This is a genomic window from Mucilaginibacter sp. (genome assembly GCF_036568825.1).
GTDB lineage: Bacteria > Bacteroidota > Bacteroidia > Sphingobacteriales > Sphingobacteriaceae > Mucilaginibacter.
The window spans coordinates 1-22,661 of the sequence record NZ_DATCRU010000109.1 but is presented as its reverse complement, the minus strand read 5'-3'; the positions used below and the strand labels follow the sequence as shown (position 1 = coordinate 22,661).

Sequence of the window (22,661 nt, the reverse complement as noted above, 5' to 3'; positions counted from 1 at the left end):
AATGAGCCGAGGTGATTGACTATGTGACGATTTTTTTTAACCTAAAATAAGCCATTAATTTATCGATAAAATCAATCATCTCAATATTAAGAGTTTCTCTAATCGGGTTTATGTCTTTATAATAATCTTCTATAACGTTATTGTGCTTCTGGACGGCACCCATATAATTTGACGTACCATAGGCTTCTTGTTCCGCTACTGCAGCGAATTTTAAAGCACCTACGTGTTTGACATAAGCCTTTTCAAGTTTTTTTATTGTCTGTGCTACCTTAGCACAGTGCAATCCTAATTCTTCTTGACCATCAAGGAATATTAATACCCGATGATAATCTACCGTAATCTTCGTGAATTTTCTTATAGTATTTTGGGTATGTTCGACTACTGCTTTTTTAAAATCTTCTCCTAACACGTCAGCTAAACTTTTGGTCAGGTATTCCCAGTTTAATATTACGATGTCATCATAAAACTCCAACATGATCTGAGTTGATTTTTCAAGAAAGTGTTGATTCGCTAGTATATCTAACTGTATAGATCCTTTGATTAATTCTATCTGTTTGGAGTGTTCAGTTCTCACCTTTTCAATGGAGTTTTGAATTTCTCCAATATCTTCTTTTGTAGCAAGGTTTTTCCCCTTTTCCGATATATACGGTTTTAAATAAAGAAAAGCAATTTGAATTAATTGGATTATAATTACTATAATTATACCTGAAGTCATAAGTAAATCTAAATAATATTAGTTAGATAAAATAGTATTTACAAACCGCAGGCATTATCAAAGGTTTTCACTTTAAGTTCGCCTTATTAATATCACATTATTATAATACATATAGAGTGAATCCACAAAGCTTGTCCCAAACAACCCACCTCATTGCCGTTTTTGCACCACAAGAATTCTTATCCTAAACAATAGTTTTGCAAAAGAAGTTCCTGATATAAAAACCAAATTTTAAAAACCTGAAAAATTATGAATCCAAAAAACATATGGGCAAATTTTGCCGTAAGCGATTTAGATCGGACTACAAAGTTTTATACTGAATTAGGATTTAAATTCAATGGCCGTTCCAAAGACTTGACTAGTTTTAAATTCGGTGATAATGACTTTATCATCCATTTTTTTCAGAAAGATATTCTTGAAAAAAATATCAAAAGCAAAATAGCTGACCCACATTCCTCGAATGAGATCATATTCACGATTTCTGCTGAAAGCAAAACACAGACAGACGACTGGGCAAAGGAAATTGAAAAAGCCGGCGGTACATTGGTTTCTCAACCGGAAGAATTTGGCGAGGGCTATTACGGTTTTACTTTCGCCGATCCGGATGGGCATCTTTTTAACGTCTTTTATATGTAAGGCTCTTAATTGTCAAATCCATCCAATCTTTCAATTTAAACACATGCGCAATAGCAATTGCTTGTAGATTCGTATATTATCAAAAACGAAAAACAAATGGATTTGCAATTGAAAAATAAAAAAGCACTGGTTACCGGATCAACCGCCGGCATCGGTTATGCAATAGCTAAACAATTAGCAAGAGAAAATGCACAGGTTTATGTGAACGGTCGCACCAACGAACGCATTGAAGCAGCTATAAAAAAATTAAAAGAAGAAACCGGCAACCAGGATATTCACGGTTTAGTTGCTGATTTTTCAAACAGTAAGGACGTTGAAAATTTAATTCATCAATTACCCGAAGTCGATATATTGGTAAACAACGTCGGCATATTCGAACCAAAGCCATTCAGGGATATTCCGGATGCGGATTGGATCAAATTTTTTGAAGTGAATGTATTGAGCGGTGTGCGTTTGGCCCGGGCTTATTTTGAAAAAATGATCGCCAAAAACTGGGGCCGTATAATTTTCATCTCCAGCGAATCCGCTATACAAATACCTGATGAAATGATCCATTACGGTATGACCAAAACTGCCCAGATCGCCGTTTCCCGTGGATTGGCCGAATTAACCAAAGGCACTGGAGTTACCGTGAATACAGTTTTGCCCGGTCCAACTTTTTCAGAAGGTGCAGGTGACTTCATTGAAAAACTGGCCAAAGACCAAAATAAAAGCATACAGGATATTGAAAAAGAGTTTTTCCAATACATGCGGCCGACGTCATTATTGCAGCGTTTTACCAGTCCGGATGAAGTAGCAAACATGGTAGCTTATGTTGCAAGTCCTTTATCTTCAGCTACAAACGGTGCTGCGTTACGTGCGGATGGTGGTGTGGTTAAAGGGATACTTTAAGCTAAAAAGATAAACCATGTCATTTCGATGAGCAGCAAGGGCTATGTGTAATCGGGCGAAGAGAAATCTTATACTTCACGCAAAGCGAGCAATGCAAGTCGCATAAGATTTCTCTTCGCGCCACGCTTTTTCCAGCCAGCTCGTCGAAATGACATGGTTTATAATCTTTCTCCTCCTTTCTTTATGTTAACGTATGTTAACAGATTCATCGTGTTTGAATTGCTCGTTATACATTAGAGTATTATTTAAACCGACCGATGCGCAGAAAGCTCCAAATCATATTTTTACTGATAACTTTATCACTGCTCGGAATTATTGCTTTCCAGGTGTATTGGGCCTTAAACGCTTATGCAGTAAATAAGGAAAAATTTGACAGCAATATTGATGTAGCTTTACAACGCGCCATAAATGATTGCAAAAAAGATTACCTGGATTCTCTGCGTACAGTTATCGCCAGTCGCCTCTCCCCTCCTGAAACTCATTTAAAAATTGATACTTTAACTGAAAGAAGTGATCATAACCTAAAATACATAGTTATTGATTCCATTTCAAACTTGTATTGGCGCGTGAAAGACAACAGCCTTATCCCCTTTTCCCAATTAGAAAGTTACCGGAAAAGAATAGGTCACAAATCAAACTTAAGAGAACTAATTGCCGAAGCTGCTTTTGACAGCCCGATCCTGATGCACAATATGCTGCAAGGTTTTAGTATTTATGATATCAGCTCGCACGGTATTCTGGGCTCAACAATCAGTCATGATAAAAGTGAAATGGATATACCCGAAGATCGCATCATGAAGTTTGATCCGGCACTAAATAATACTGTTTACGCACTCAGAAAAGATTTTCGTGAGTCTGATAGCATCAAAATAGATAACTATCTGAAGGTTGAATTAAATAAACTGCATATCAGGGCGCCATTTTACCTTAGGATTTCAACTATAGCAACACCGCCGGCAAAGCTAAACTCACACTACAGCGAAACTACTGAGTATCATTATAAATACCACGGTTTCAGAATGTTTATGAGTATCGTCGGTCCCGAATTCTTTGTAAGGGCGGTAATTAAAAATCCACAAAAAGCGATATTGAAGGAAATGTTGCTCACCTTGTTAATGTCAGTACTTCTTGTGGTGTTAACTGTATTTTGCTTCTGGTATATCTTCAAAACCATTATGCAACAAAAGAAACTAAGTGAGCTAAAGGATGACTTCATCAACAATATGACCCACGAGTTGAAGACTCCGATAGCTACGATGACGGTTGCCATAGAGGGTTTGCAGAAGTATAATGCGCTGAACGATCCCGAGAAAACACAGCGTTACCTGCAAACCTCCAGGAATGAATTGACGCGGTTAAATGACATTGTAAGCCGGGTGCTCAACGTAGCAGCATTTGGAAATGATGAAGTAAAACTGGTTAAGGAAAGTATTAATGTAGACGAACTGATAAATGATGTGATTGAAGTTGAAAAGTTAAAGGCAAACAAGCCGGTGACTATTTATTATGAGAACAAGAGTGATATAAAAACGATCAATGCTGATAAACTGCATTTCAGGAACGTGATGGTGAACCTGGTAGATAATGCCATAAAATATTCTAATGAGCAGGTTTTAATCATCATTACATGCTATAAAGTTGGCGGCAATGCCTTATTTTCGGTGAAAGATAATGGCATTGGTATACCGGCAGCTCACATAAGCCAGGTGTTCAATAAATTTCATCGCGTACCCACCGGGAATGTGCATGAAGTGAAAGGAACGGGACTTGGACTAAGTTATGTGAAGTATGTGATCGAGGCGCATGGAGGCAGTGTTATGGCTCAAAGTGAACCTAATGCCGGTAGCGAGTTTATTATATCTATCCCTTATAATCAATGAATAAAACACGGATACTTTTAGCTGAAGATGAACTGGCGCTTGCGCACATTGTGCGCGAAAGCCTGGAGCATGAAAACTTTGAAGTGATACTATGCTCAAACGGCGAACAAGCCCTGCAGATGTACCAGGAACACAAACCGGATATCCTGGCATTGGATGTAATGATGCCCAAAATGGACGGTTTTGAGGTAGCTAAAAATATCCGGCTCAACGATAAGGCCACACCTATCCTTTTCATAACGGCCCGGTCGCAACCTAAAGATGTTGTGACCGGGTTTGAATCTGGTGCTAACGATTATTTAAAGAAGCCATTTAGTGTTGAAGAGCTTGTAGTAAGAATAAGAGTTCTATTGAGCGATAACAGGCTGCTGCAAAAGAACAAAGTGAAGAAAGATGAAAGTTTTTCTATAGGTAATATTCTTTTCAATCCGCATAAAAACACTATACATCAAGGCATTGAAAGCTGGCAATTATCATCACGGGAAAGCGATATCCTGAAACTTTTATGCCAGCAGGAACAGGATGTGATCTCACGAAAATCACTGCTAAAAACAATCTGGGGCGACGACAGCTTTTTTAACGCCCGCAGCCTGGATGTTTATATTACTAAATTGCGTAAACGCCTGGAGGCTGATCCCAATGTACAAATTATCAACATTCGCGGTATTGGCTACAAATTGGTGTGGTGATAACTTGGCCAATGTTGATTTCTTTTTACAGTCCAAATACATCGTTTAAATAGAAATTTCGGATATTTTGCCATCATGCTGGTATCTGAAAATGTTTTGAAGTGGGCGCTTCGTTTTTACCCCCCTCTCCTCTTTCAACGCATTTGGGTGATCAGGTTTACAAAGGGATTTCGGGGAGTAAGGGTAAAAGTAAACAAGAGCCTGATCAACAATAATTATAACCATTCCATATTTGGGGGGACTATCTTCGCGGCAGCAGATCCCTTTTATCCCCTCCTTTTTCATCAGATATTAAGGCATAAGGGTTACCAGGTGCGCGTATGGCTAAAGTCTGCTGAGATCAATTATTTGAAGCCAGGACGGACTGACCTATTTTTCGATATAAATATCTCCGAAGAAGATATTGTCGAGATTGAAGAAATATTGAATACCAATGGCAAACACGTGAAGGCTTATCCGATTGAAATGTTTAATAAAGAGGGCGAGTTGTGTGTGACCGTTTCGAGCGAAATCTATATCCGTAACCTGAGTTTGACCGAAACTCATAATACCGTTGCTATCTGATGAAAAGTATAATGAACGATGAAGTATTTGCTCAAAGGGGATTTATCATTTCAACGGATAAAAGCCTGATCGACTTTGAGACCGTGTATAATTATCTCAATAACGATTCCTATTGGGCCAAAGGTATACAGCGCGAGCGGATGAAAAGAGCCATCGAAAACTCCATTTGTTTCGGAATTTATAATAATGGCAAACAAGCCGGTTTTACGCGTGTAGTTACTGATATGGCCACATTCGGGTATATTTGCGACGTGTTTATCTTACCAGAATACAGGCGTTTGGGGCTTTCTAAATGGTTAATGCAAACCATTATGCAGTATCCAGAGTTTCAGGGCTTAAGGCGCTGGTCGCTCGCGACACTGGATGCGCATGGACTGTATGAGCAGTTCGGTTTCACCGGACTCAGCAAGCCCCAAAACTGGATGGAGATTTTTACACCTTACCAAAAACCAAATCAAGGAGGAGAACAATGAATATCAAAAAGCTGATTTTTGAAGGTGAAGGCGTAACACTTGATTTTAAAAAGACCATAACCAGTTGCGAGAAGATAGCGCGCACCATGGTATCATTTGCCAATAACAAGGGCGGACGCTTACTCATTGGTGTAGCTGATGATGGCACCATAAAAGGCGTAAAATCTGAAGACGAAGAACGATACATGATCACCAGGGCAGCCCAGCTGTTTGCAAGGCCAGCACTGGAGCCGTTTTTTGAGGAGATATATGTAGACGATAAACTAGTATTGGTTGTCGAAATAAAAGAAAGCGACAGTAAACCTCACTATGCCCTTGCCGAAGACGGAAAATGGTGGGTATACGTTCGCGTGAAAGATAAGAGTGTTCTTGCCAGCAAAATTGTGGTAGATGTGTTGAAGCGTTCGGCTGATGACAATGGCGTACTGATCGAATACTCCTCTAATGAAAAGGCCTTATTAGAATATCTGGATAAACAGGAGCGGATCAACGTAAAAGAATATTGCAACCTGCTTAAATTAACCCGGCGCAATGCACAGCGCATATTAGTGAATATGGTTCTTTCAGGAGTATTACGAATACATACAACTGAGAAAGAAGAATATTATACCGCCGCCTGAGAAAGCTATAATTTGCTACATTAGCAATCCCGCAACCAATTGCAAATGGAGAACCTTTACCAGAAATACAAGCCCTATTATAAGGATAGCCTTCGGTTGGCAGTGCCTGTAATGATATCACAGCTTGGCCACCCGCTTGTACAAATGGCTGATAGTATCATTGTAGGGCATTTTGCGGGAACTATTCCTCTGGCTGCCGTATCACTTGTGAATAGCATTTTCGGGATTGCAATGGTAATTGGCATAGGGATTTCTTATGGAATAACACCATTAATAGCACAACATAACGGACGGAATGAGTTTAGTGAATGCGGACAATTGCTATCCAATAGCTTACTCATCAACACCATCGCGGGTATTTTACTTTTTGCGTCGATTAGTTTTGGAACTATGCACATTATCGGTCACCTTGACCAAACTCCTGCGGTAGTTGAGCAAGCCAAGCCTTACTTATTTTTACTGGGCATATCACTTATCCCACTCCTTGTATTTAATACCTTTAAACAATTTGCCGAAGGCCTGGGATTCACCAAACAAGCCATGCTGATCTCCATTTGGGGTAATATACTCAACGTTTGCCTTGGTATCATCTTCGTAAAAGGTATGTTCGGCATCAAACCAATGGGAATCCGTGGCGTCGGTTACAGTACTTTGATCGACCGTTGTACAATGGCAACTGTAATGGGGATTTACGTGTTTCGCTCAAAGCATTTCAGGAAATACCTGGTTGACTTTGCTGTTAAAAATATCGACCGGTTGCGCAGTAGCAAAATACTGAAGATCGGCGCACCTGTTGCCATGCAATACATTTTTGAGGTAAGCGCATTCAGTGGTGCAGCTATCATGATCGGCACTATAAGTCCGATAGCCCAGGCCGCACATCAGGTTGCTATAAGCCTGGCTTCATTGACTTATATGGCGGCAAGCGGTATATCAGCTGCTGCAGCGATCAAATCAGGCAATTTCTTTGGCGCTAAAAAGCACAACGAATTAAGGCTTTCTGCTATATCAAGTTATCATATTGCTATTGTGTTTATGGCAATAGCAGCTTTAGCTTTCACTTTTGGCAATCATTTGTTACCGTGGATATATACTTCGGATAAAAGTGTTATAATTATTGCAGCACAGTTACTTATCATTGCTGCATTCTTTCAGCTGTTCGATGGGACGCAGGTTGTTGGCCTCGGCATACTCCGTGGTATGGGTGATGTAAACGTGCCTACTTTTATCACCTTCATCGCCTATTGGGTATTAGGTCTGCCTGTTGGTTATTTGTTGGGTATCAAATTCCATATAGGCGTGTCCGGTGTTTGGTATGGCTTGGTTATAGGGTTGCTGACATCATCCCTCCTGCTATTTATTCGCTTCCAGTTGATCAGCAAAAAGCATGAATATGATGTACCGATAGTGATCGCACAGGATTAGTTTTATATTGACCTTGTAGATTTGACAACTTTTAAAAAGTTGTCAAATCTTATTGGAATTAAAAGTATAGATCATGCGCCAACCGATAAGTATTGCAATGTGCATCTACAATGTCCCTGATATTTGTTGAATATCCTCCGCCCATACTAACTTGCACAGGGATATGATGTTTGCAGCATGTTTTTAAAACCAAACTGTCACGTTCCTTACATGCTTCTTTGCTTAAGGCAAGTTTTCCTAATTTATCTGTTGACAAAATATCCACTCCGGATAAATAAAAAATAAAATCGGGTCTTAGCTGATCGATTAATTTAGGCAAAGTCTCTTCCAGAATATCGAGATATTCTTTATCATTTGTTCCATCGGCTAATGGAATATCAAGGTCTGATCGCTCCTTGCGATACGGAAAGTTATTAGCCCCATGCATCGAAAACGTAAACACTCGTGGTTCATTCTCGAATATCTGCGCTGTCCCATTTCCCTGGTGTACATCTAAATCAATTATTAAGATAGAGGAAGATAATTTATTATGTAATAAGTAATTAGCTGCTATAGATTGATCATTCAACAGGCAAAAACCCTCGCCCCAGTTTGTTCCGGCATGATGCGTGCCTCCGGCGACGTTAAAGGCAATTCCATAATCAAAAGCAAAGTGACAACCATCGATCGTACCCTTAGCAATTCGTATTTCACGTTCTACCAAACGGGCAGAAAGCGGAAAACCGGTGCGACGTTGTTCTTTAGGAGGCAAGGTCAAATCACGAAGTTGGTACCAGTAATCGGCATCATGTGTCCAAAGGATTATTTCTTCTTCTAAAGGCGCTGGTGAAAATAGATTTTCTTTAGTAATTATCCCTTCGTGGATCAGTTGCTCCGGAATCAATTCATACTTAAGCATAGGAAAGCGATGTCCAGGCGGCAAAGGATGGGCGTAAATCGGATCGTAAGCTACCTTCAGCATGAGTTTTATCTCGAAATGACCAAAGACTCATCCAAATGCTTTGCAGCCTTATAGACGTCTTTAAATGAGTTATAAAGCGGTACCGGACTCAGGCGGATCACATCCGGTTCACGCCAATCGCCGATAACCCCGTTTTCTGCAAGATAATTGAAAATAGCTTTGCCGTTTCTTTTGCAGATGACAGACAACTGGCAGCCTCGGATATTCGGATCGGATGGTGTGATGATAGTAAATAATTCCTCGCCGTGTTTATGATTGATCTCATGAATCAGGTATTCAAGATAGCCAGTCAGCAATATGCTTTTCTGACGAAGCTTCTCCAACCCTCCTGCTCTTTCAAAAATATCTAATGCAGCTTTATGCACAGCCATTAATAAAATCGGACTGGTGCTCACCTGCCAGCCCTCTGCTCCATGAGCCGCTTTAAAGCCCGGAGCCATCAAAAATCGTTTATCCGGTCTGTATCCCCACCAACCGGCAAATCGTTTTAAATCGGGGCTATTAAAGTGCTTTTCGTGGACAAATATCCCGCTTATCCCTCCGGGGCCGGAGTTCATGTACTTGTAAGAGCACCAGCACGCAAAATCTGCATCCCAATCATGCAATTGCAAAGGCACATTTCCCACAGCATGTGCCAGGTCAAAACCCACATAGGCACCTGCCTTATGACCAGCCTCAGCAATCGCTTTCATATCGAATACTTGGCCAGTGTAATAATTCACGCCTGCAAATATCACCAAAGCGAGTGCATCAGCATTTTGTTCAATCGCTGAAATGATGTCTTCAGTCCGTAAAGTAAGCTCTCCTTCGCGTGGAAAGACTTCGACAATGGCATCTTCCGCCTGATAACCATGATAATTTACCTGGCTTTCAATAGCATACTGATCTGATGGAAAAGCACCACCTTCCATCAATATTTTGTATCGATTATTATTTGGCTGATAGAAACTTACAAGTAACAAGTGAAGATTTACTGTAAGTGAGTTCATCACCGTAATTTCATCCGGTTTGGTACCAGTAAGATTAGCCAGTGGTTGTTTTAGTTGATGATGAAATTGCAGCCATGGATCATTACCCTGAAACCAGCCTTCTACAGCGAGGTCTTTCCAGGTATTCAGTTGAGCGTCCAGATACTTTTGGGTTGATTTAGGCTGAAGACCTAACGAGTTTCCGCATAAATAGATTGAATCCTCGCCATTATGCTTTGGTATCAAAAATTCATTGCGGAAATGGCTCAGCTCATCCTGCGCATCCAGGCTTTCAGCAAACTCTAAAGTATTCAGGTAAATCATCAGTCAATATTACGAATTGTAATTCAACCAAAATCATTTGTTTGGCTTGCTCACGTATTTATTGCCCTTCACATAGAAGCGATAAGGCAATAACGCATCTTCCTGTGCATAAGCAACACCAATACGAGGCACAGCAGCGATCTGATTATCTGTAAAAGTCAGCCCTCTGTCCTCTATCCAAAGCTGGTCGCTTTGCAGGCTGATACCATTTAACTTGCGATCAATGCCTAAAGCCTTAGCAACAGAACCGGGGCCTGCTGTGATGTTTGGTTTTAATGTCTCCATACCCTTCCTGCTCAACATAATGTCGATGCCGGTTGTCGGTTCAATAGCCCTGATCAAAATCGCCCGTGGTTCGTTTTCTGCGGAGGCAACCACATTCAACATTTCATGAATGCCATAGCACAAGTAAACGTAAGCTATACCGCCTTCTCTATACATAATCTCAGTCCTGCCGGTGCGCCTGTTGCCAAATGCATGAGATGCTTTATCTATAACTCCATTATAAGCTTCTGTTTCAACAATATATCCACCTGTAAATAAACCATCAATTGAAGTAAATAAATACTTGCCTAATAGCTGTTTACTAATTGAGACGACGTCAGAAGTGAGATAGAAAGATCGAGGTAGTTTCAATTGATAATATCTTTTAACCAGTTATTGATTTCTTTAGCTTTGTTGTAGATCATGATATGCGTGCCACCTTTAATGATCGTCGCGCCTTTGATTCTTTTATATGGGAATATCTTATCCTTATCGCCGATGATGTGATAAACATTAGGCGGTATGGTTTGATTATCCCAATGCAAAATCGCACCCAGTGCCCATTTTATAAACCTTGGCGGTGTACCCTTCAACATACTCACAAACAATTCCTGGTGATGTTTTGACATCTTACCCATTACTTTTCTTACAATAAAACCTGTACGGTTAAGCCATTCGGAAGGAATTAATTTATACAGCGGAAGATACTTGTACCAGATATGCGATTTGGGAGCCTCATTTTTTGTTTTTATGGATGAAATAAGAATAGTTTTATTCAACTCTACTCTTTTGGCTATCTCAATTGTCAGCATACCACCTAAGGAATTACCGATAACGATAGATCCGGGAGATATTCCGTAATAATCGATCAGTTTCTGTGCGTAGGTAGACAGCGTATCCCGTTTGTTCGGCTCTACCCAACTGATTGGAATTACCTCGTGGCCATATAAATCGATATACTGAAATATGCGTGCATCAGCACCCAAACCGGGAATCAGGAATATCTTGCCCATTAAAACTGTAACAATTTTACAATCTGTTCCAGGTATTGAGCATCGGTCTGATCGAATTGATCCAATTCTTCGCTATCCACATCCAGTACCGCTACCACTTCATTGTTTTGATAGATTGGCACAACGATCTCGGATTTCGAAAGTGAGCTACAGGCGATATGACCAGGGAATGCTTCTACATCAGGTACAATCAGGGTTTTGCCTTGCTCCCATGCAGTGCCGCACACCCCTTTACCTTTGGCAATGCGGGTGCAGGCTACCGGTCCCTGGAAGGGGCCTAAGACCAGTTCGCCATTCTTTATTGGGTAAAATCCAACCCAAAACCACTTAAACTGTTCCTTTAATGCAGCTATTACATTCGCCTGATTAGCAATCAGATCACTCTCCCCTTCAAGCAAAGCTTCTATCTGTGGAATGAGTGATTGATACTGTTCCTGCTTATCTGTTGATTGTATGATAGTTAAATCTTCGGCCATAAAACAAATGTAGTTAAGCTGCCTTGAAATTAAATAACCTAAATCTCATATTTAATCTTTTATTTCGCCAGATGATCGTCAGTCTTACCATGGTTCGTTACCGCAAAAGGTTTATTCCTTTTGCTTTGCTGGCTATGGCTATGCACCGCGAGCCAATGAAAAGACAAAAAGGTTGCTCCTTCTGGCAGTTACTTGGAAGCGGGAAAAACGGTACATTCAGCCTCAAGCCCGATTGGCAGCAATGGGGATTACTGGCTGTATGGGAAGACCGGGAAGCCTTTGATAGTTTTTATAGCGACTCATACCCGGCCAAATGGTGGAACAAATATGGCTGCGAAAAATGGACGATACTATGCGAGCCGTTGCAAAGCCATGGTCAATGGGAAGGCAAAAAGCCATTTGGCGATATAAACTTCCAAAACTATCAGGGCCCGGTAGCAGTATTAACCAGGGCAACAGTGCGGTTAAAACGACTGAAGAATTTCTGGAGCAATGTTGATGAGGTGTCAGAATTGATGAGGCGCTCACCCGGATACATCATATCATTAGGCATTGGTGAACGGCCGATCTATAGACAAGCGACATTTTCAATCTGGAATAGCCTGGACGATGTAAAAGCCTTTGCCTATGGATCTAAAGAGCACAGCGAAGTAATTAGAAAAACAAGAGATGAAGGGTGGTATAGCGAAGAACTGTTCGCCCGCTTTAAACCAGTTGCCTGTACCGGAACTTTACATAATGCAGACCCACTAAAAGGGTTAATTAAATTGGAACAATTATGAGAATTATTGCAGAACTACCCCATCCCGAATTCAAGGTATCGATATTATACATGAATCAAAAGTTTATTGTAAAGGCCGAGCAAGGTACCCTGGAACAAAGCTACAAGATACCAGAAATGGATCTGACTGACGGCGTGAACAGCGTGTTTGAAATACTGGATGAAGAGTTCATGACCAAAATAGCAGCACGCTTTACCGAGATGCGGAAGGATTATAAGGATGCCTACTTTAGGTATAACTATTAGTGTATATAAACTACATAAATATTTGTATAATAGTTATTTATATAATCAATTAAAATTCAACCAAATTTTATTTGGTGACAAAAAATGTGTTTTTGAATATCACCAGCTGGTTTTGATTAAAATGCCCGATTTACATTAGTTAAACTGTTTATGTACGTAAATTTACATAAATTTTTGTTTATAAGCCAGTTATGATTATAAAATCACTCTAAACAAAATTATATTTGGTGCTTAAATCTGGCAGTTTTTCGAGAAAACTGACTTTTTAATACAAATCACAATACCAAAAACCTGCAGGCTTTTCGGGGGCAGATGAAAAACAAGTGTCGTTGGAATCTTTCGGAGCTTCATATTGTTTGAAGACTTTCTCTCCGGTTTGATACCGTATTTCCTGCTTAAAGATCGGTCCTTTAAAGGCGAAGGTATGAAACTCGCCGTTTTCCCCGCAGACATCTACATCCTCCGGTAATGATAGGATCAGTTCTTGAGTTATCTCCTTCCCTACGATTCGCTCTAATCTTTCCTGAGTACAAGCGATCACAGTTCCAAACCCGAGTCCCAAAAATTCACTGATGAGCTCGCTGGTATCCCGTTTCCATAAAGGATAAATACCGGTCATCCCTGCTTCGGCTAAACGGGCATCACGGTAATCTTTCAAGTCTTGGAGGAAGATATCTCCGAATATAGCATGCGTAATTCCCTCTGCTCTGAAATGCTCCATGGTTTGCCGCATGATATCATCATATTCTTTCATACCGGGCATTTCTGGTAAGCGAACCTGGTAAAGAGGTATGCCGATGCTTTCTGCCTGCTTGATCAGCAATTCAACCCGTACGCCATGCATTGATATTCTGTCAACCACGTCATTGATTGTGGTAATCAGGTATTTGATATTGAGCTCGGGATTTTGCTGGCAGTAGTATAGGGCCAATGCGCTGTCTTTGCCTCCGCTCCAGTTGAAGATGCAATTCGTCATTTTAATGAGTGAATGAGTGAGTTAGTGAATGATTGATTGTTGTCTGAACCATGATTCGCTTGATTAAAGGATTTCATGATTCAGTTTTATAGTTATTATCATGCTAATCATAAAATCCGACGAATCATGGTTCAGACAACAACTTATCCACCAACCTTTTCACCCCACTGGTCGCCTTCTCTTCAATTTTAATGAAATCCGAAGGAAGGTAAGGGATATTTGGGTCAACAATATATTTCGGCACTTCCCATGGCACATAATTCACCAAACCTGCTGCAGGATAAACTGCCAGCGATGAACCGACCAAAATAAACAGATCAGCTTTTGTACATACCATGGCCGCATCCTCTATCATCGGCACAGCTTCGCCGAACCAAACCACGTGAGCTCGGAGTTGTGAGCCTAATTCACACTTTTCACCCATCTTTAATTCCCAACCATCGATCGGATAGGTCAGATTGGGGTTTAAGCTTGATTGTGAGCGGGTAATGATACCATGCAGGTGAAGAACGTTAGTTGAACCGCCACGCTCGTGCAAATCGTCTATATTCTGGGTAATGACCGTTACCTTATATTTCTCCTCCAGTGCAGCAAGGGCATAATGCGCAAGGTTTGGTTCTGCTTCCAAAACGGATTTCCGCCGCATATTGTAAAACTCCTGCACCAAAGCAGGATTACGGCGCCAGGCCTGGGGCGTAGCTACTTCTTCTATATCGTAACCCTCCCACAGACCGTCACTATCTCTGAAGGTTTTTAAACCACTTTCAGCGCTTATACCTGCGCCGGTCAATACTACAATGTGTTTCATCGAAATCTATCTTAAAGTCACTCTGTGAACTCTGCTGTATTCTCCGTGCGCTCTGTGGTTTAACCACGAAGAACACAAAGATTATTCACAGAGAACGCACAGAGTTATTATTTATACCAAACAAAAAAAAAAAGCGACCTGCCATTGGCCGATCGCTTTTCTTTTATCTTTTGATTTTTATTTAAACAGCCAATTCAGTTTTAGTACGTAGTACAGTGTATTTGTTCTTCGCCAATTCAAAACCTCCAAAAAGGATCAGACAAAACACGATATCGCCAAAAAGCATGTTCTTTTCAAAAGGTATAGCAGCGGCCAATGATTCCATATAGCCCGCCCATGTGTGCGGATAAAGATTACCTATTGGCAAATCTGTTAATAGCCAATGTAATACTACACCCAATAACGACACCACCAAGACATTCAAAAAATTAGCTTTTTTGATCAGGCTGCCTATAAAAACCATTATAATGAAGAAAACATAAACCATAATAGAGCTTTGGTCCATTAGTTCCCACTTGCCACTATAAAAATGGTTTAGAAATATATCGCTTACAAAAAGTGTCAATAACGGCACTAAATAGGCCTTCCACTTGTCAATGAAATAAGCTCCTCCAAATAAGGCAATAGCCCCAACAGGGTTGAAGTTGCTTAATACATAAGGATATTTATAGCTCACAAGGCGAAATGCCGCTGCTGCAACAATCATCAGGACGAGTACTGTGTTACGTGTATTTACTTTTTGCAGTGTCATAGTTTTATTTAATGAGGTAAAGTTAATAATAATCCCTTTAAATAAATGCTGTTCAATTATTGTTTAAGCAAAGCTATTTTGCCCGGGTTGATACCTACAGTGATTGAATATTCTTTCTTTCCTGTTTTGTCAAAAGCATATACTGCTCCTGCAGAGGTGTAATCCTTTGCATCAGTTACAAATACTTCACCGGTTGAACCATCCACAGCTATGCTGTATGGAGTGGTAATAGCTGTACCGTCGCTGATAAACCCGGGATTGCTGATACTCTGCGTTTTGGTATCGTAAACAACCACCTTGCCTGCTGACGTAATAAAGTACAGGTTGGTTCCCTGGGCGGTCATATTGCTGCCATCAAAATTGGTTTGCGATTTTACCGCATCGGTATTGTCATCGATAACAGCCAGGCTCGGGCCCACATCGCTATAATTTCCGGCGGAAAGCACATACACATTGCCGTTATTGTCAGTCGCTACATTTTGCGGATTAGCTGCAACCGTCAGCGTTTTAGTAACAGTTCCGGAAGCCAGATCGATTACTGAAACAGTGTTGTCATAATTTGGATAATCCAAACCGCCTGAGTTTGCTACATACAGTTTGCCGTTGGCTACTGCTAATTGTTCAGGGTTACGTCCTACGGTAATATAGTTGCTTACAGCCAGCGATGCAGTATCGATTACCGCTACTGTACCATCGTACGAGGTAACGTAAGCGTTGCCTTTGTAAAATGCCACATCGCGGGGCTCGCGTGCAGTTGCTCCGTTAAATAACTTGATCTGCTTTAATGATTTGGCGGTTTTTGCATCAACTACTTCTATAGTGCTCGAAATATTAACCACGATATACATTTTTGAGCCGTATATTTCGATATCGTTACCTGTATCACCCAAACCACGACCGTTTGCTGATGTGAAAATATCGGCAGTAACCTGTTTATTGGAGTAGTTATAGAATGATAATGTACTGTTGTTATCGTTAAATAAACCCTGGTTCAATATATAAAACCCATCTGTAGCCGTCGTTGTAGTAGGTTTCGGAAGATTTTTATCCTTGTGGCACGATGCAAGGATAAACGTTAATGCGGCGGTAAATGCTAAAATGCCTGGTCTGAAATTTTTCATGTGTGTATAATTAAATGGTAATTTGAATAGAAAATAAATAAGATCGCCCCGGCATCGGAAAGCTCCGGACGACCTGGTATTGCTGATCAAACAAGTTGTTGACGTGTGCTGAAAATACAGCTGCCTTATTGCTGATCGAAAATTTATAGATAAAAGACAGGTCGCCTTCAGAATAACCGCCGATCTGGCTATTTATATCTTCAAGGTAATATCTCGATGAGGAAATTACCTGGTTATAATACAACCCGGCATGGTGATAGTCTAGCCCGGCATTCAGTGCCAGAGAATTACGTGGTGTATAGGGTATTTGCAGGTTAGTAGCCGAATCGACTGAATGCTGATAAGTGTAATTTACCGACAATGCCCCACGCCAGCCGTTTGCCTGCCGCGTTTGCGTTTTGATGCCAATGTCGACACCTTCTATGTTGACTTTTCCTAAATTGATAATAGATGCAATGGCAATATTCTGATTAGGCAAAGCCACGATCTTATTTGTGACGTTGTTATAGTAGCCATCGGCTGTAAAGGTGATATATTCCAGAAAAGAGTTTAATCCTTTGCGGTAAGCTAATCCCAAATCGTATTGTTTAGCATATTCGGGTTTGATGCCTCTTGCGCCGTTTACTGTAAAGTAATACTGCTCATCTAGTGTCGGATTGCGGAAGATGTCTTTATAAAATGCCCTTAATTGAAGATCAGAATTATTTAACGGGAAAAAAGTAGCCATTATAGTTGGCGAAAAGACATCTTTTGATGGCTCGGCTACTCCCGATTTGACCCGCTCGTTCACATAAGTGTTCAGCAAGCTTCCCTGAAAGTGCCATCTGCCTAAAACCAGGTTGCTGGCAATAACATTCAATAGCGTATACCTTGTTGGATAAGCATAATTGTACAGACTAGCATCCAGCCCTGTAACCGAAAAATCTGAAGCATAAGAAACTTCCCAATTGGAAAACAAATGATAAGCCAATGCTGCCGATTGGTAAAATTCACGCTGCGTATACCGCTCATCCAATCCGCCACTATTATTTAAATAATCAGGATCTCTGTATCTTGTATATTCACGCGAAAGTTTGGTATTGATCAGCAAATGCAGGCTATTTTGCCATAAACGCTCGTATCCTGATTGAATGAAAATATTCTGGTTCCAAAGATGTTGGTTTGATACCGGGTTATAAAATACCACCGCACCCGGCAATCCCCTATCTGAATTATAATAGTTTACATGCAGATTGAATTTATTGCTATCGCTTTTAGTCCAGTATAAAGCGCCATCTGCCTGCTCCGCATTGATGCCGGCATTAGTGCGGGTGTAAGTGGTGTCATTACCTTCTCCGGGCACTTTGTATTTATAGCGACCGTTTGCACTCTCTAAATAACTATTGACAATAAACGACCACTGCTTATCTATTCGTTGCTGCCATTGCAGATAAGGATTTATCAGGCCAAATGACCCGGCTTTTGTACCTAAAATAATCTGGTATGGTTTGGATGCTGTTAGATTTGGACGAATGGTTTGAACAGATAAAACACTGGCATAGGAAAATGAACGTGCCGGAACACAGATATCCGGGGATTGACCATTATAAAGTGTTATTTCCTGGACATTATTCAGGTTAAATTTACTCAGGTCGATCTGTCCGTTTTGCGCATCATTTACGGCAACTCCATCGAACAATATACCCAAATGATCAGCGCCCAAACTTCTTACAGAAACAGTTTTCAAACCGCCAATACCACCGTAATCTTTAATATTTACTCCGGAAAAATTCCTGACAGCATCGGCAACATTGAAGGCGCTGTACTGTTCAAAAACATTGGCAGAAACACTCTGTATAGGAACGATAGATTGAACTTGTGGTATCGGAGAGGTATTTACCTTAACCTCTTTCAGCTTTTTAACGGTATCAGTCTGCGCATAAGCAAAGGAATACCAGCAAATCCCGGCAACGAATACCGGCAAAACTTTTAACCTGTTTAATTTCCTTTGCATGACGGGTGTTTAAAACCACAGCATACCGAAACGGAAAGTTTGAAATGAAACGATAATAGACGAGTTTCACATTCAAGCCTCAATCCCCGAAAGCTATGAATAATTCTGTGCTCTGGCAGGTCTTCTGACTCGCTCCCCGTTTGTTCTGCCTTCCCGTCCGGTTATTATAGACAGTGGCCTTGAATGAACTTTGGTCATGGAGCTTACAGCTGCGGGACAGTCCGGGATTTACACCCGATTCCCTTTTAATCTCCTGATACTCTCAGGAAAACCTAAAGCGCTGCAAATGTAGTGGATGGAATTGGAATTTTAAAATTTTGGTTGATTGTGTGAATAGTTGATTGGTTAAGTAGTTGTTTATATTGAAATAGCTAACCCAATACAACCATTCAACCACTTAACTAATCAACTATTCTCTATATTTAACCTCATGAAACTCCACCTTACCTGCCTGTTATTAATCCTAAGTTTATCTGCCATGGCCCAACAGCCTGATACTGTTTTCCTGAAAAACCTGATCGAATCACATCCTGAATTATTTGACCATATTCTTCATCATCCAACTCACAATGAAGTTCAGGTTTTATATACTCAAATAGATCGCGATGAGCATAATGTGCCTCATTTTAAATCATATAGTTACAGACTGAATCCAAACCGGTACTTCTATCCTGCCAGCACTGTAAAACTGCCAACTGCGATTTTCGCCCTGGAAAAATTGAATAAGCTGAACATTAAAGGCTTTACGGTTAAGTCAACCATGATTACCGACAGTACTTTTGCCGGACAAACCAAAGTGACCAAAGACACTTCCTCCAAAAATGGCTTGCCAAGCATCGAGAATTATATCAAAAAGATATTATTGGTAAGTGATAACGATGCCTATAACCGTTTGTATGAATTCGTTGGACGTGAAGAAATCAATGACAAACTAAAAAAATATGGTCTGAGGGGAACACGGATTATCGGACGATTGGCTATTGGAGATAAAGGCGAAAGTACAAGGCATACCAATCCGATTGATTTTTATAATGGTGATAAATTGGTATATCATAAGCCGCCTCTATTTGATTCCCGGGATTATCCTATGCATTTAGAAAACATGATCCAGGGTAAAGGCTATCTGGACAAAAACGACAAATTAGTAATGCAGCCTTTTGATTTTTCGCAAAACAATGTTTATCCGCTGGTGGATCAGCAATCGGTATTGAGAAGATTATTGTTTCCGGAAACTTACCCGGAAAATGACCGTTTTAATCTGACCGCTGATCAATATAAGTTCATTTATAAATATATGAGCATGTGGCCGACAGAAAGTAAGCACCCAACTTACAGTCCGCAGGAATATTTCCCGGCTTATTGCAAGTGGTTGTTTTATGGTGGCGACAGTTTAGCGGTGATCAACCCCAATATCAGGATATTTAATAAAATAGGCGATTCATATGGTTATGATATTGATAATGCTTATATAGTCGACTTTAAGAATAAGATAGAATTTATCATCTCGGCAGTTGTCCAATCCAACGATGATGAAATTTATAACGACAATAAATACGAGTACAAAACCGTGTGCCTGCCTTTTATGAAGAACTTGGCGCAAACAATCTATCAATATGAATTGAAAAGAGAGCGGCAATATAACCCCGACCTGAAGAAGTTCAAATTCAAGTATTGACGATTTTAGTATTTCTATAGAAGTAGTCGATAGCTTAAGAGGTATACAAACCCAAAGCCTGATTAACTGTTTTACAGAAAAACAGTTACCATGAAAGATCAAGTTATTAATACCCGCCGCGATTTTATCGGAAATACCATAAAATTCACAGCTGCTTCAATCATCGGGTTACCCTTGATAAGCGCCTTTTCTAATGATGACGAAGATAAGAAAGTCTCACCGCCAGAAGATCTGATGCAAGAACACGGGCTGCTAAACCGTATACTACTAATTTATGATAATTGCCGCCACAAGATGGAAATGAACCAGAAATTCCCCGTTGAGGCATTAGCTAACTCAGCGATGATTATCCGGAAATTTGTGGAAGACTATCATGAAAAACAGGAAGAGAATTATTTATTCCCGAGGTTTAAGAAGGCTAACAAACTTACTGATTTGGTTGATACCTTATTAAAACAACATAATGCGGGACGTAAGCTGACAGATCAGGTAATTCGATTAACTAAATCCTCGAACAGAACAGATACAGAAACCCATAAATTAATTCAGGTGCTTGCCAGTTTTAATCACATGTACCGGCCTCATGAAGCAAGGGAAGATACTGTGCTATTTCCTGCCTTCCGGAAAATTTTATCCCAGCATGAATATGATGCTCTTGGAGAAGAGTTTGAAAACAATGAACATAAGCATTTTGGAAAAGATGGTTTTGAGAGCAATGTAGTGAAGGTGGCAGAAATTGAAAAATCCTTAGGGATTTATGACCTGGCACAGTTTACGCCGAACGTATCATAATATTTATTTAACAAAACTTCTATACTTTAGTCACCCGATCACTTATCATTGGAAAATCAACCTGACAGGCTAAAAGAAGTAGCTAAAGTATTTCTCAAACTCGGCTTCATTGGCTTTGGTGGCCCCGCTGTACATATTGCAATGATGGAGGAAGAAGTAGTAAGAAAGCGGCAATGGTTAACTCATGAACATTTTTTGGACCTAATCGGCGCTACCAATCTTATCCCCGGCCCTAACTCCACAGAAATGGCAATACATTGTGGCCAGGAACGTGCCGGTTGGAAAGGTCTGCTGGTAGCCGGGGCCTGTTTTATTCTACCGGCGGTTTTTATTACCGGATTACTGGCATGGGCCTATCAACAATATGGCACTTTGCCAGAGGTTGCACCATTTATTTATGGCATCAAACCTGCTATTATCGGAGTTGTTGTATCGTTAATGATTACCCTGGGCAAGAAAGCATTAAAGACGATTGAATTAGGGTTAATCGGTATAACATGTGCACTATTGGCGCTATATGGTATTAATGAGATGTACCTGCTATTCGGGGCTGGATTAATCGGTATTCTCATCCAGCTCGCCAAAAAAAAATCAGCATCACTGAATTATATATTACCGCTTTCATTTTTAGTTACAACTGATTTGCCTGGTATCAACCAAAATCAATGGAAAGTATTCTGGATATTTCTAAAAGTAGGATCAATTCTCTATGGCAGCGGTTACGTACTTTTTGCTTTTTTGAACACGGAATTGGTAAAAACAGGTATGCTTTCTCACCAGGTACTGATAGACGCGATTGCTGTAGGACAATTTACACCAGGACCTGTATTTTCATCGGCCACTTTTATTGGATGGCAAATGAGTGGCATACAAGGCGCTATTGGAGCTACTATTGGGATTTTCCTGCCCTCCTTCCTATTCGTAGCATTTTTGAATCCTCTTGTGAAAAAATTGCGCAGTTCAAAAGTGATGTCAGTTTTTCTTGATACCGTCAATATAGCGTCAATCGCTTTAATACTGGCTGTTTGTGTAGAAATGGGCAAATCATCCATCAACGACTGGAAAACTATTGTGATTGCTGTTTTGGGCTTTATTGTATCCTTCAGCTTTAAAAAACTGAATACAGCTTTTGTCGTGTTGGGAGGATCAGCCTTAGGTTATTTGCTTTGGCTGATATGATTGATTAATGAGCCTTTCAAATTCGGGTAGATCGATAGCTCCTATCGTGTCACCTTTTACGCTCAAGAAGATACTGCCGTCTTTCTTATCTAACTGCAACCTTCCTTTAAATAAGTGTCCTTCTTCAGATTCGATAAATCTTTTTAGGTCAATAGGGTTAGCCTTGTGACAAACCAACTCTTCATTGTTATTAAATACGATGAGGCGAAGACGCTTTTCTTCTTGTTCAATAAAGAATGATAGCTTATCATCAAGTTTTATCCTGTTCATAATCAAATATAAACAAAACAAAAAAGGCCTGCAATTAGACTGCCCCCAAAAAGTTAGACACTATTTGGGGGCATTTTATGAGAAAGAACAAGAAGCATAATCCGGCATTTAAGCTGGATGTTATTAAAGAGTATCAATCCGGGGAGTCACTCAGCTCACTGGCAAAAAAA

25 protein-coding genes and 1 riboswitch are annotated in these 22,661 nt (G+C 40.3%); of the genes, 13 read left to right on the top strand and 12 right to left on the bottom strand.

The features are described from left to right. Positions 1–19: 19 nt before the first annotated feature. Entirely contained in the window at positions 20–715 is a 696-nt protein-coding gene (locus VIM89_RS23705) for a hypothetical protein (RefSeq protein ID WP_488158675.1), read from the bottom strand. A 249-nt stretch (positions 716–964) separates the two neighbouring features. Here VIM89_RS23705 and VIM89_RS23700 point away from each other — a divergent pair, with 249 nt between their 5' ends. The 8 genes from VIM89_RS23700 to VIM89_RS23665 all read left to right on the top strand — a co-directional run bounded on the left by VIM89_RS23700 (position 965) and on the right by VIM89_RS23665 (position 7,893). Beyond that, positions 965–1,351, top strand: coding sequence for a VOC family protein (locus VIM89_RS23700; protein WP_488158674.1), 387 nt, complete (start codon positions 965–967; stop codon positions 1,349–1,351). A 96-nt stretch (positions 1,352–1,447) separates the two neighbouring features. Next, positions 1,448–2,242, top strand: coding sequence for an SDR family NAD(P)-dependent oxidoreductase (locus tag VIM89_RS23695; RefSeq protein WP_488158673.1), 795 nt, complete (start codon positions 1,448–1,450; stop codon positions 2,240–2,242). Between the two features lie 257 nt (positions 2,243–2,499). Beyond that, the gene (locus tag VIM89_RS23690; protein WP_488158672.1) at positions 2,500–4,122 is read left to right on the top strand and encodes a sensor histidine kinase; all 1,623 of its coding nucleotides are present in this window, start codon (positions 2,500–2,502) and stop codon (positions 4,120–4,122) included. Next, positions 4,119–4,811, top strand: coding sequence for a response regulator transcription factor (locus VIM89_RS23685; protein WP_488158671.1), 693 nt, complete (start codon positions 4,119–4,121; stop codon positions 4,809–4,811). Before VIM89_RS23690 ends, VIM89_RS23685 begins: the two co-directional genes overlap by 4 nt. Positions 4,812–4,886: 75 nt before the next feature. Next, positions 4,887–5,375: a DUF4442 domain-containing protein gene (locus VIM89_RS23680; RefSeq protein WP_488158670.1), complete on the top strand. Its 489-nt coding sequence runs from the start codon at positions 4,887–4,889 to the stop codon at positions 5,373–5,375. After that, a complete protein-coding gene (locus VIM89_RS23675; protein ID WP_488158669.1) occupies positions 5,375–5,848 on the top strand; it encodes a GNAT family N-acetyltransferase in 474 nt (157 codons plus the stop codon). Before VIM89_RS23680 ends, VIM89_RS23675 begins: the two co-directional genes overlap by 1 nt. After that, positions 5,845–6,468 (top strand): AlbA family DNA-binding domain-containing protein, encoded by a 624-nt coding sequence (locus tag VIM89_RS23670; protein WP_488158668.1) that lies wholly within the window; start codon positions 5,845–5,847, stop codon positions 6,466–6,468. The genes VIM89_RS23675 and VIM89_RS23670 overlap by 4 nt, the downstream gene beginning before the upstream one ends. Positions 6,469–6,513: 45 nt before the next feature. Then, positions 6,514–7,893: an MATE family efflux transporter gene (locus tag VIM89_RS23665; protein WP_488158667.1), complete on the top strand. Its 1,380-nt coding sequence runs from the start codon at positions 6,514–6,516 to the stop codon at positions 7,891–7,893. Between the two features lie 58 nt (positions 7,894–7,951). On the opposite strand, the gene VIM89_RS23660 is transcribed toward VIM89_RS23665, so the two are convergent. Genes VIM89_RS23660 through VIM89_RS23640 form a run of 5 tightly spaced genes read right to left on the bottom strand, consistent with a single transcriptional unit; the run spans position 7,952 to position 11,899 of the window. Then, positions 7,952–8,854: a histone deacetylase family protein gene (locus tag VIM89_RS23660; protein ID WP_488158666.1), complete on the bottom strand. Its 903-nt coding sequence runs from the start codon at positions 8,852–8,854 to the stop codon at positions 7,952–7,954. Between the two features lie 5 nt (positions 8,855–8,859). After that, the gene (gene kynU / locus VIM89_RS23655) at positions 8,860–10,146 is read right to left on the bottom strand and encodes a kynureninase (RefSeq protein WP_488158665.1); all 1,287 of its coding nucleotides are present in this window, start codon (positions 10,144–10,146) and stop codon (positions 8,860–8,862) included. Between the two features lie 33 nt (positions 10,147–10,179). Then, the gene (locus tag VIM89_RS23650) at positions 10,180–10,782 is read right to left on the bottom strand and encodes a DNA-3-methyladenine glycosylase (RefSeq protein WP_488158664.1); all 603 of its coding nucleotides are present in this window, start codon (positions 10,780–10,782) and stop codon (positions 10,180–10,182) included. Further along, positions 10,779–11,423 (bottom strand): alpha/beta hydrolase, encoded by a 645-nt coding sequence (locus VIM89_RS23645; RefSeq protein WP_488158663.1) that lies wholly within the window; start codon positions 11,421–11,423, stop codon positions 10,779–10,781. The genes VIM89_RS23650 and VIM89_RS23645 overlap by 4 nt, the downstream gene beginning before the upstream one ends. Further along, positions 11,423–11,899, bottom strand: coding sequence for a GAF domain-containing protein (locus VIM89_RS23640; RefSeq protein WP_488158662.1), 477 nt, complete (start codon positions 11,897–11,899; stop codon positions 11,423–11,425). The genes VIM89_RS23645 and VIM89_RS23640 overlap by 1 nt, the downstream gene beginning before the upstream one ends. A 71-nt stretch (positions 11,900–11,970) precedes the next feature. Here VIM89_RS23640 and VIM89_RS23635 point away from each other — a divergent pair, with 71 nt between their 5' ends. Both VIM89_RS23635 and VIM89_RS23630 read left to right on the top strand, forming a co-directional pair. Continuing rightward, positions 11,971–12,681, top strand: a complete 711-nt coding sequence (locus VIM89_RS23635; protein WP_488158661.1) for a DUF3291 domain-containing protein — start codon at positions 11,971–11,973, stop codon at positions 12,679–12,681. Beyond that, the gene (locus VIM89_RS23630; protein WP_488158660.1) at positions 12,678–12,926 is read left to right on the top strand and encodes a hypothetical protein; all 249 of its coding nucleotides are present in this window, start codon (positions 12,678–12,680) and stop codon (positions 12,924–12,926) included. Before VIM89_RS23635 ends, VIM89_RS23630 begins: the two co-directional genes overlap by 4 nt. Positions 12,927–13,191: 265 nt before the next feature. On the opposite strand, the gene VIM89_RS23625 is transcribed toward VIM89_RS23630, so the two are convergent. From VIM89_RS23625 to VIM89_RS23605, 5 genes are all read right to left on the bottom strand, one after another. Then, complete coding sequence (locus VIM89_RS23625; protein ID WP_488158659.1) at positions 13,192–13,902, bottom strand: Dph6-related ATP pyrophosphatase; 711 nt, start codon at positions 13,900–13,902, stop codon at positions 13,192–13,194. Positions 13,903–14,026: 124 nt separating this feature from the next. Further along, positions 14,027–14,710, bottom strand: coding sequence for an SIR2 family NAD-dependent protein deacylase (locus VIM89_RS23620; protein ID WP_488158658.1), 684 nt, complete (start codon positions 14,708–14,710; stop codon positions 14,027–14,029). A 181-nt stretch (positions 14,711–14,891) separates the two neighbouring features. After that, on the bottom strand, positions 14,892–15,461 hold the full coding sequence (locus tag VIM89_RS23615) for a DUF6580 family putative transport protein (protein WP_488158657.1): 570 nt from the start codon (positions 15,459–15,461) through the stop codon (positions 14,892–14,894). Positions 15,462–15,517: 56 nt separating this feature from the next. Continuing rightward, positions 15,518–16,582, bottom strand: a complete 1,065-nt coding sequence (locus VIM89_RS23610) for a DUF5074 domain-containing protein (RefSeq protein ID WP_488158656.1) — start codon at positions 16,580–16,582, stop codon at positions 15,518–15,520. 10 nt (positions 16,583–16,592) lie between these two features. Continuing rightward, a complete protein-coding gene (locus VIM89_RS23605; protein WP_488158655.1) occupies positions 16,593–18,575 on the bottom strand; it encodes a TonB-dependent receptor plug domain-containing protein in 1,983 nt (660 codons plus the stop codon). A gap of 97 nt (positions 18,576–18,672) precedes the next feature. Further along, positions 18,673–18,867: riboswitch (cobalamin riboswitch) on the bottom strand. A gap of 138 nt (positions 18,868–19,005) precedes the next feature. Here VIM89_RS23605 and VIM89_RS23600 point away from each other — a divergent pair. The 3 genes from VIM89_RS23600 (at position 19,006) to chrA (ending at position 22,221) form a co-directional block, all read left to right on the top strand. Next, on the top strand, positions 19,006–20,250 hold the full coding sequence (locus tag VIM89_RS23600; protein WP_488158654.1) for a serine hydrolase: 1,245 nt from the start codon (positions 19,006–19,008) through the stop codon (positions 20,248–20,250). Positions 20,251–20,340: 90 nt separating this feature from the next. Further along, a complete protein-coding gene (locus tag VIM89_RS23595; RefSeq protein WP_488158653.1) occupies positions 20,341–21,042 on the top strand; it encodes a hemerythrin domain-containing protein in 702 nt (233 codons plus the stop codon). 48 nt (positions 21,043–21,090) lie between these two features. Beyond that, the gene (chrA, locus tag VIM89_RS23590) at positions 21,091–22,221 is read left to right on the top strand and encodes a chromate efflux transporter (RefSeq protein ID WP_488158652.1); all 1,131 of its coding nucleotides are present in this window, start codon (positions 21,091–21,093) and stop codon (positions 22,219–22,221) included. Here the strand turns inward: chrA and VIM89_RS23585 are convergent. After that, positions 22,195–22,491, bottom strand: a complete 297-nt coding sequence (locus VIM89_RS23585) for a hypothetical protein (RefSeq protein ID WP_488158651.1) — start codon at positions 22,489–22,491, stop codon at positions 22,195–22,197. The genes chrA and VIM89_RS23585 overlap by 27 nt on opposite strands. Positions 22,492–22,661: the final 170 nt, after the last annotated feature.

Excerpts from the sequence above, each read along its gene's own strand:
- VIM89_RS23705 (WP_488158675.1), bottom strand. The coding sequence starts at position 715 with ATGACTTCAGGTATAATTATAGTAATTATAATCCAATTAATTCAAATT.
- VIM89_RS23700 (WP_488158674.1), top strand. The coding sequence starts at position 965 with ATGAATCCAAAAAACATATGGGCAAATTTTGCCGTAAGCGATTTAGAT.
- VIM89_RS23695 (WP_488158673.1), top strand. The coding sequence starts at position 1,448 with ATGGATTTGCAATTGAAAAATAAAAAAGCACTGGTTACCGGATCAACC.
- VIM89_RS23690 (WP_488158672.1), top strand. The coding sequence starts at position 2,500 with ATGCGCAGAAAGCTCCAAATCATATTTTTACTGATAACTTTATCACTG.
- VIM89_RS23685 (WP_488158671.1), top strand. The coding sequence starts at position 4,119 with ATGAATAAAACACGGATACTTTTAGCTGAAGATGAACTGGCGCTTGCG.
- VIM89_RS23680 (WP_488158670.1), top strand. The coding sequence starts at position 4,887 with ATGCTGGTATCTGAAAATGTTTTGAAGTGGGCGCTTCGTTTTTACCCC.
- VIM89_RS23675 (WP_488158669.1), top strand. The coding sequence starts at position 5,375 with ATGAAAAGTATAATGAACGATGAAGTATTTGCTCAAAGGGGATTTATC.
- VIM89_RS23670 (WP_488158668.1), top strand. The coding sequence starts at position 5,845 with ATGAATATCAAAAAGCTGATTTTTGAAGGTGAAGGCGTAACACTTGAT.
- VIM89_RS23665 (WP_488158667.1), top strand. The coding sequence starts at position 6,514 with ATGGAGAACCTTTACCAGAAATACAAGCCCTATTATAAGGATAGCCTT.
- VIM89_RS23660 (WP_488158666.1), bottom strand. The coding sequence starts at position 8,854 with ATGCTGAAGGTAGCTTACGATCCGATTTACGCCCATCCTTTGCCGCCT.
- kynU (WP_488158665.1), bottom strand. The coding sequence starts at position 10,146 with ATGATTTACCTGAATACTTTAGAGTTTGCTGAAAGCCTGGATGCGCAG.
- VIM89_RS23645 (WP_488158663.1), bottom strand. The coding sequence starts at position 11,423 with ATGGGCAAGATATTCCTGATTCCCGGTTTGGGTGCTGATGCACGCATA.
- VIM89_RS23640 (WP_488158662.1), bottom strand. The coding sequence starts at position 11,899 with ATGGCCGAAGATTTAACTATCATACAATCAACAGATAAGCAGGAACAG.
- VIM89_RS23635 (WP_488158661.1), top strand. The coding sequence starts at position 11,971 with ATGATCGTCAGTCTTACCATGGTTCGTTACCGCAAAAGGTTTATTCCT.
- VIM89_RS23630 (WP_488158660.1), top strand. The coding sequence starts at position 12,678 with ATGAGAATTATTGCAGAACTACCCCATCCCGAATTCAAGGTATCGATA.
- VIM89_RS23625 (WP_488158659.1), bottom strand. The coding sequence starts at position 13,902 with ATGACGAATTGCATCTTCAACTGGAGCGGAGGCAAAGACAGCGCATTG.
- VIM89_RS23620 (WP_488158658.1), bottom strand. The coding sequence starts at position 14,710 with ATGAAACACATTGTAGTATTGACCGGCGCAGGTATAAGCGCTGAAAGT.
- VIM89_RS23615 (WP_488158657.1), bottom strand. The coding sequence starts at position 15,461 with ATGACACTGCAAAAAGTAAATACACGTAACACAGTACTCGTCCTGATG.
- VIM89_RS23610 (WP_488158656.1), bottom strand. The coding sequence starts at position 16,582 with ATGAAAAATTTCAGACCAGGCATTTTAGCATTTACCGCCGCATTAACG.
- VIM89_RS23605 (WP_488158655.1), bottom strand. The coding sequence starts at position 18,575 with ATGCAAAGGAAATTAAACAGGTTAAAAGTTTTGCCGGTATTCGTTGCC.
- VIM89_RS23600 (WP_488158654.1), top strand. The coding sequence starts at position 19,006 with ATGAAACTCCACCTTACCTGCCTGTTATTAATCCTAAGTTTATCTGCC.
- VIM89_RS23595 (WP_488158653.1), top strand. The coding sequence starts at position 20,341 with ATGAAAGATCAAGTTATTAATACCCGCCGCGATTTTATCGGAAATACC.
- VIM89_RS23585 (WP_488158651.1), bottom strand. The coding sequence starts at position 22,491 with ATGAACAGGATAAAACTTGATGATAAGCTATCATTCTTTATTGAACAA.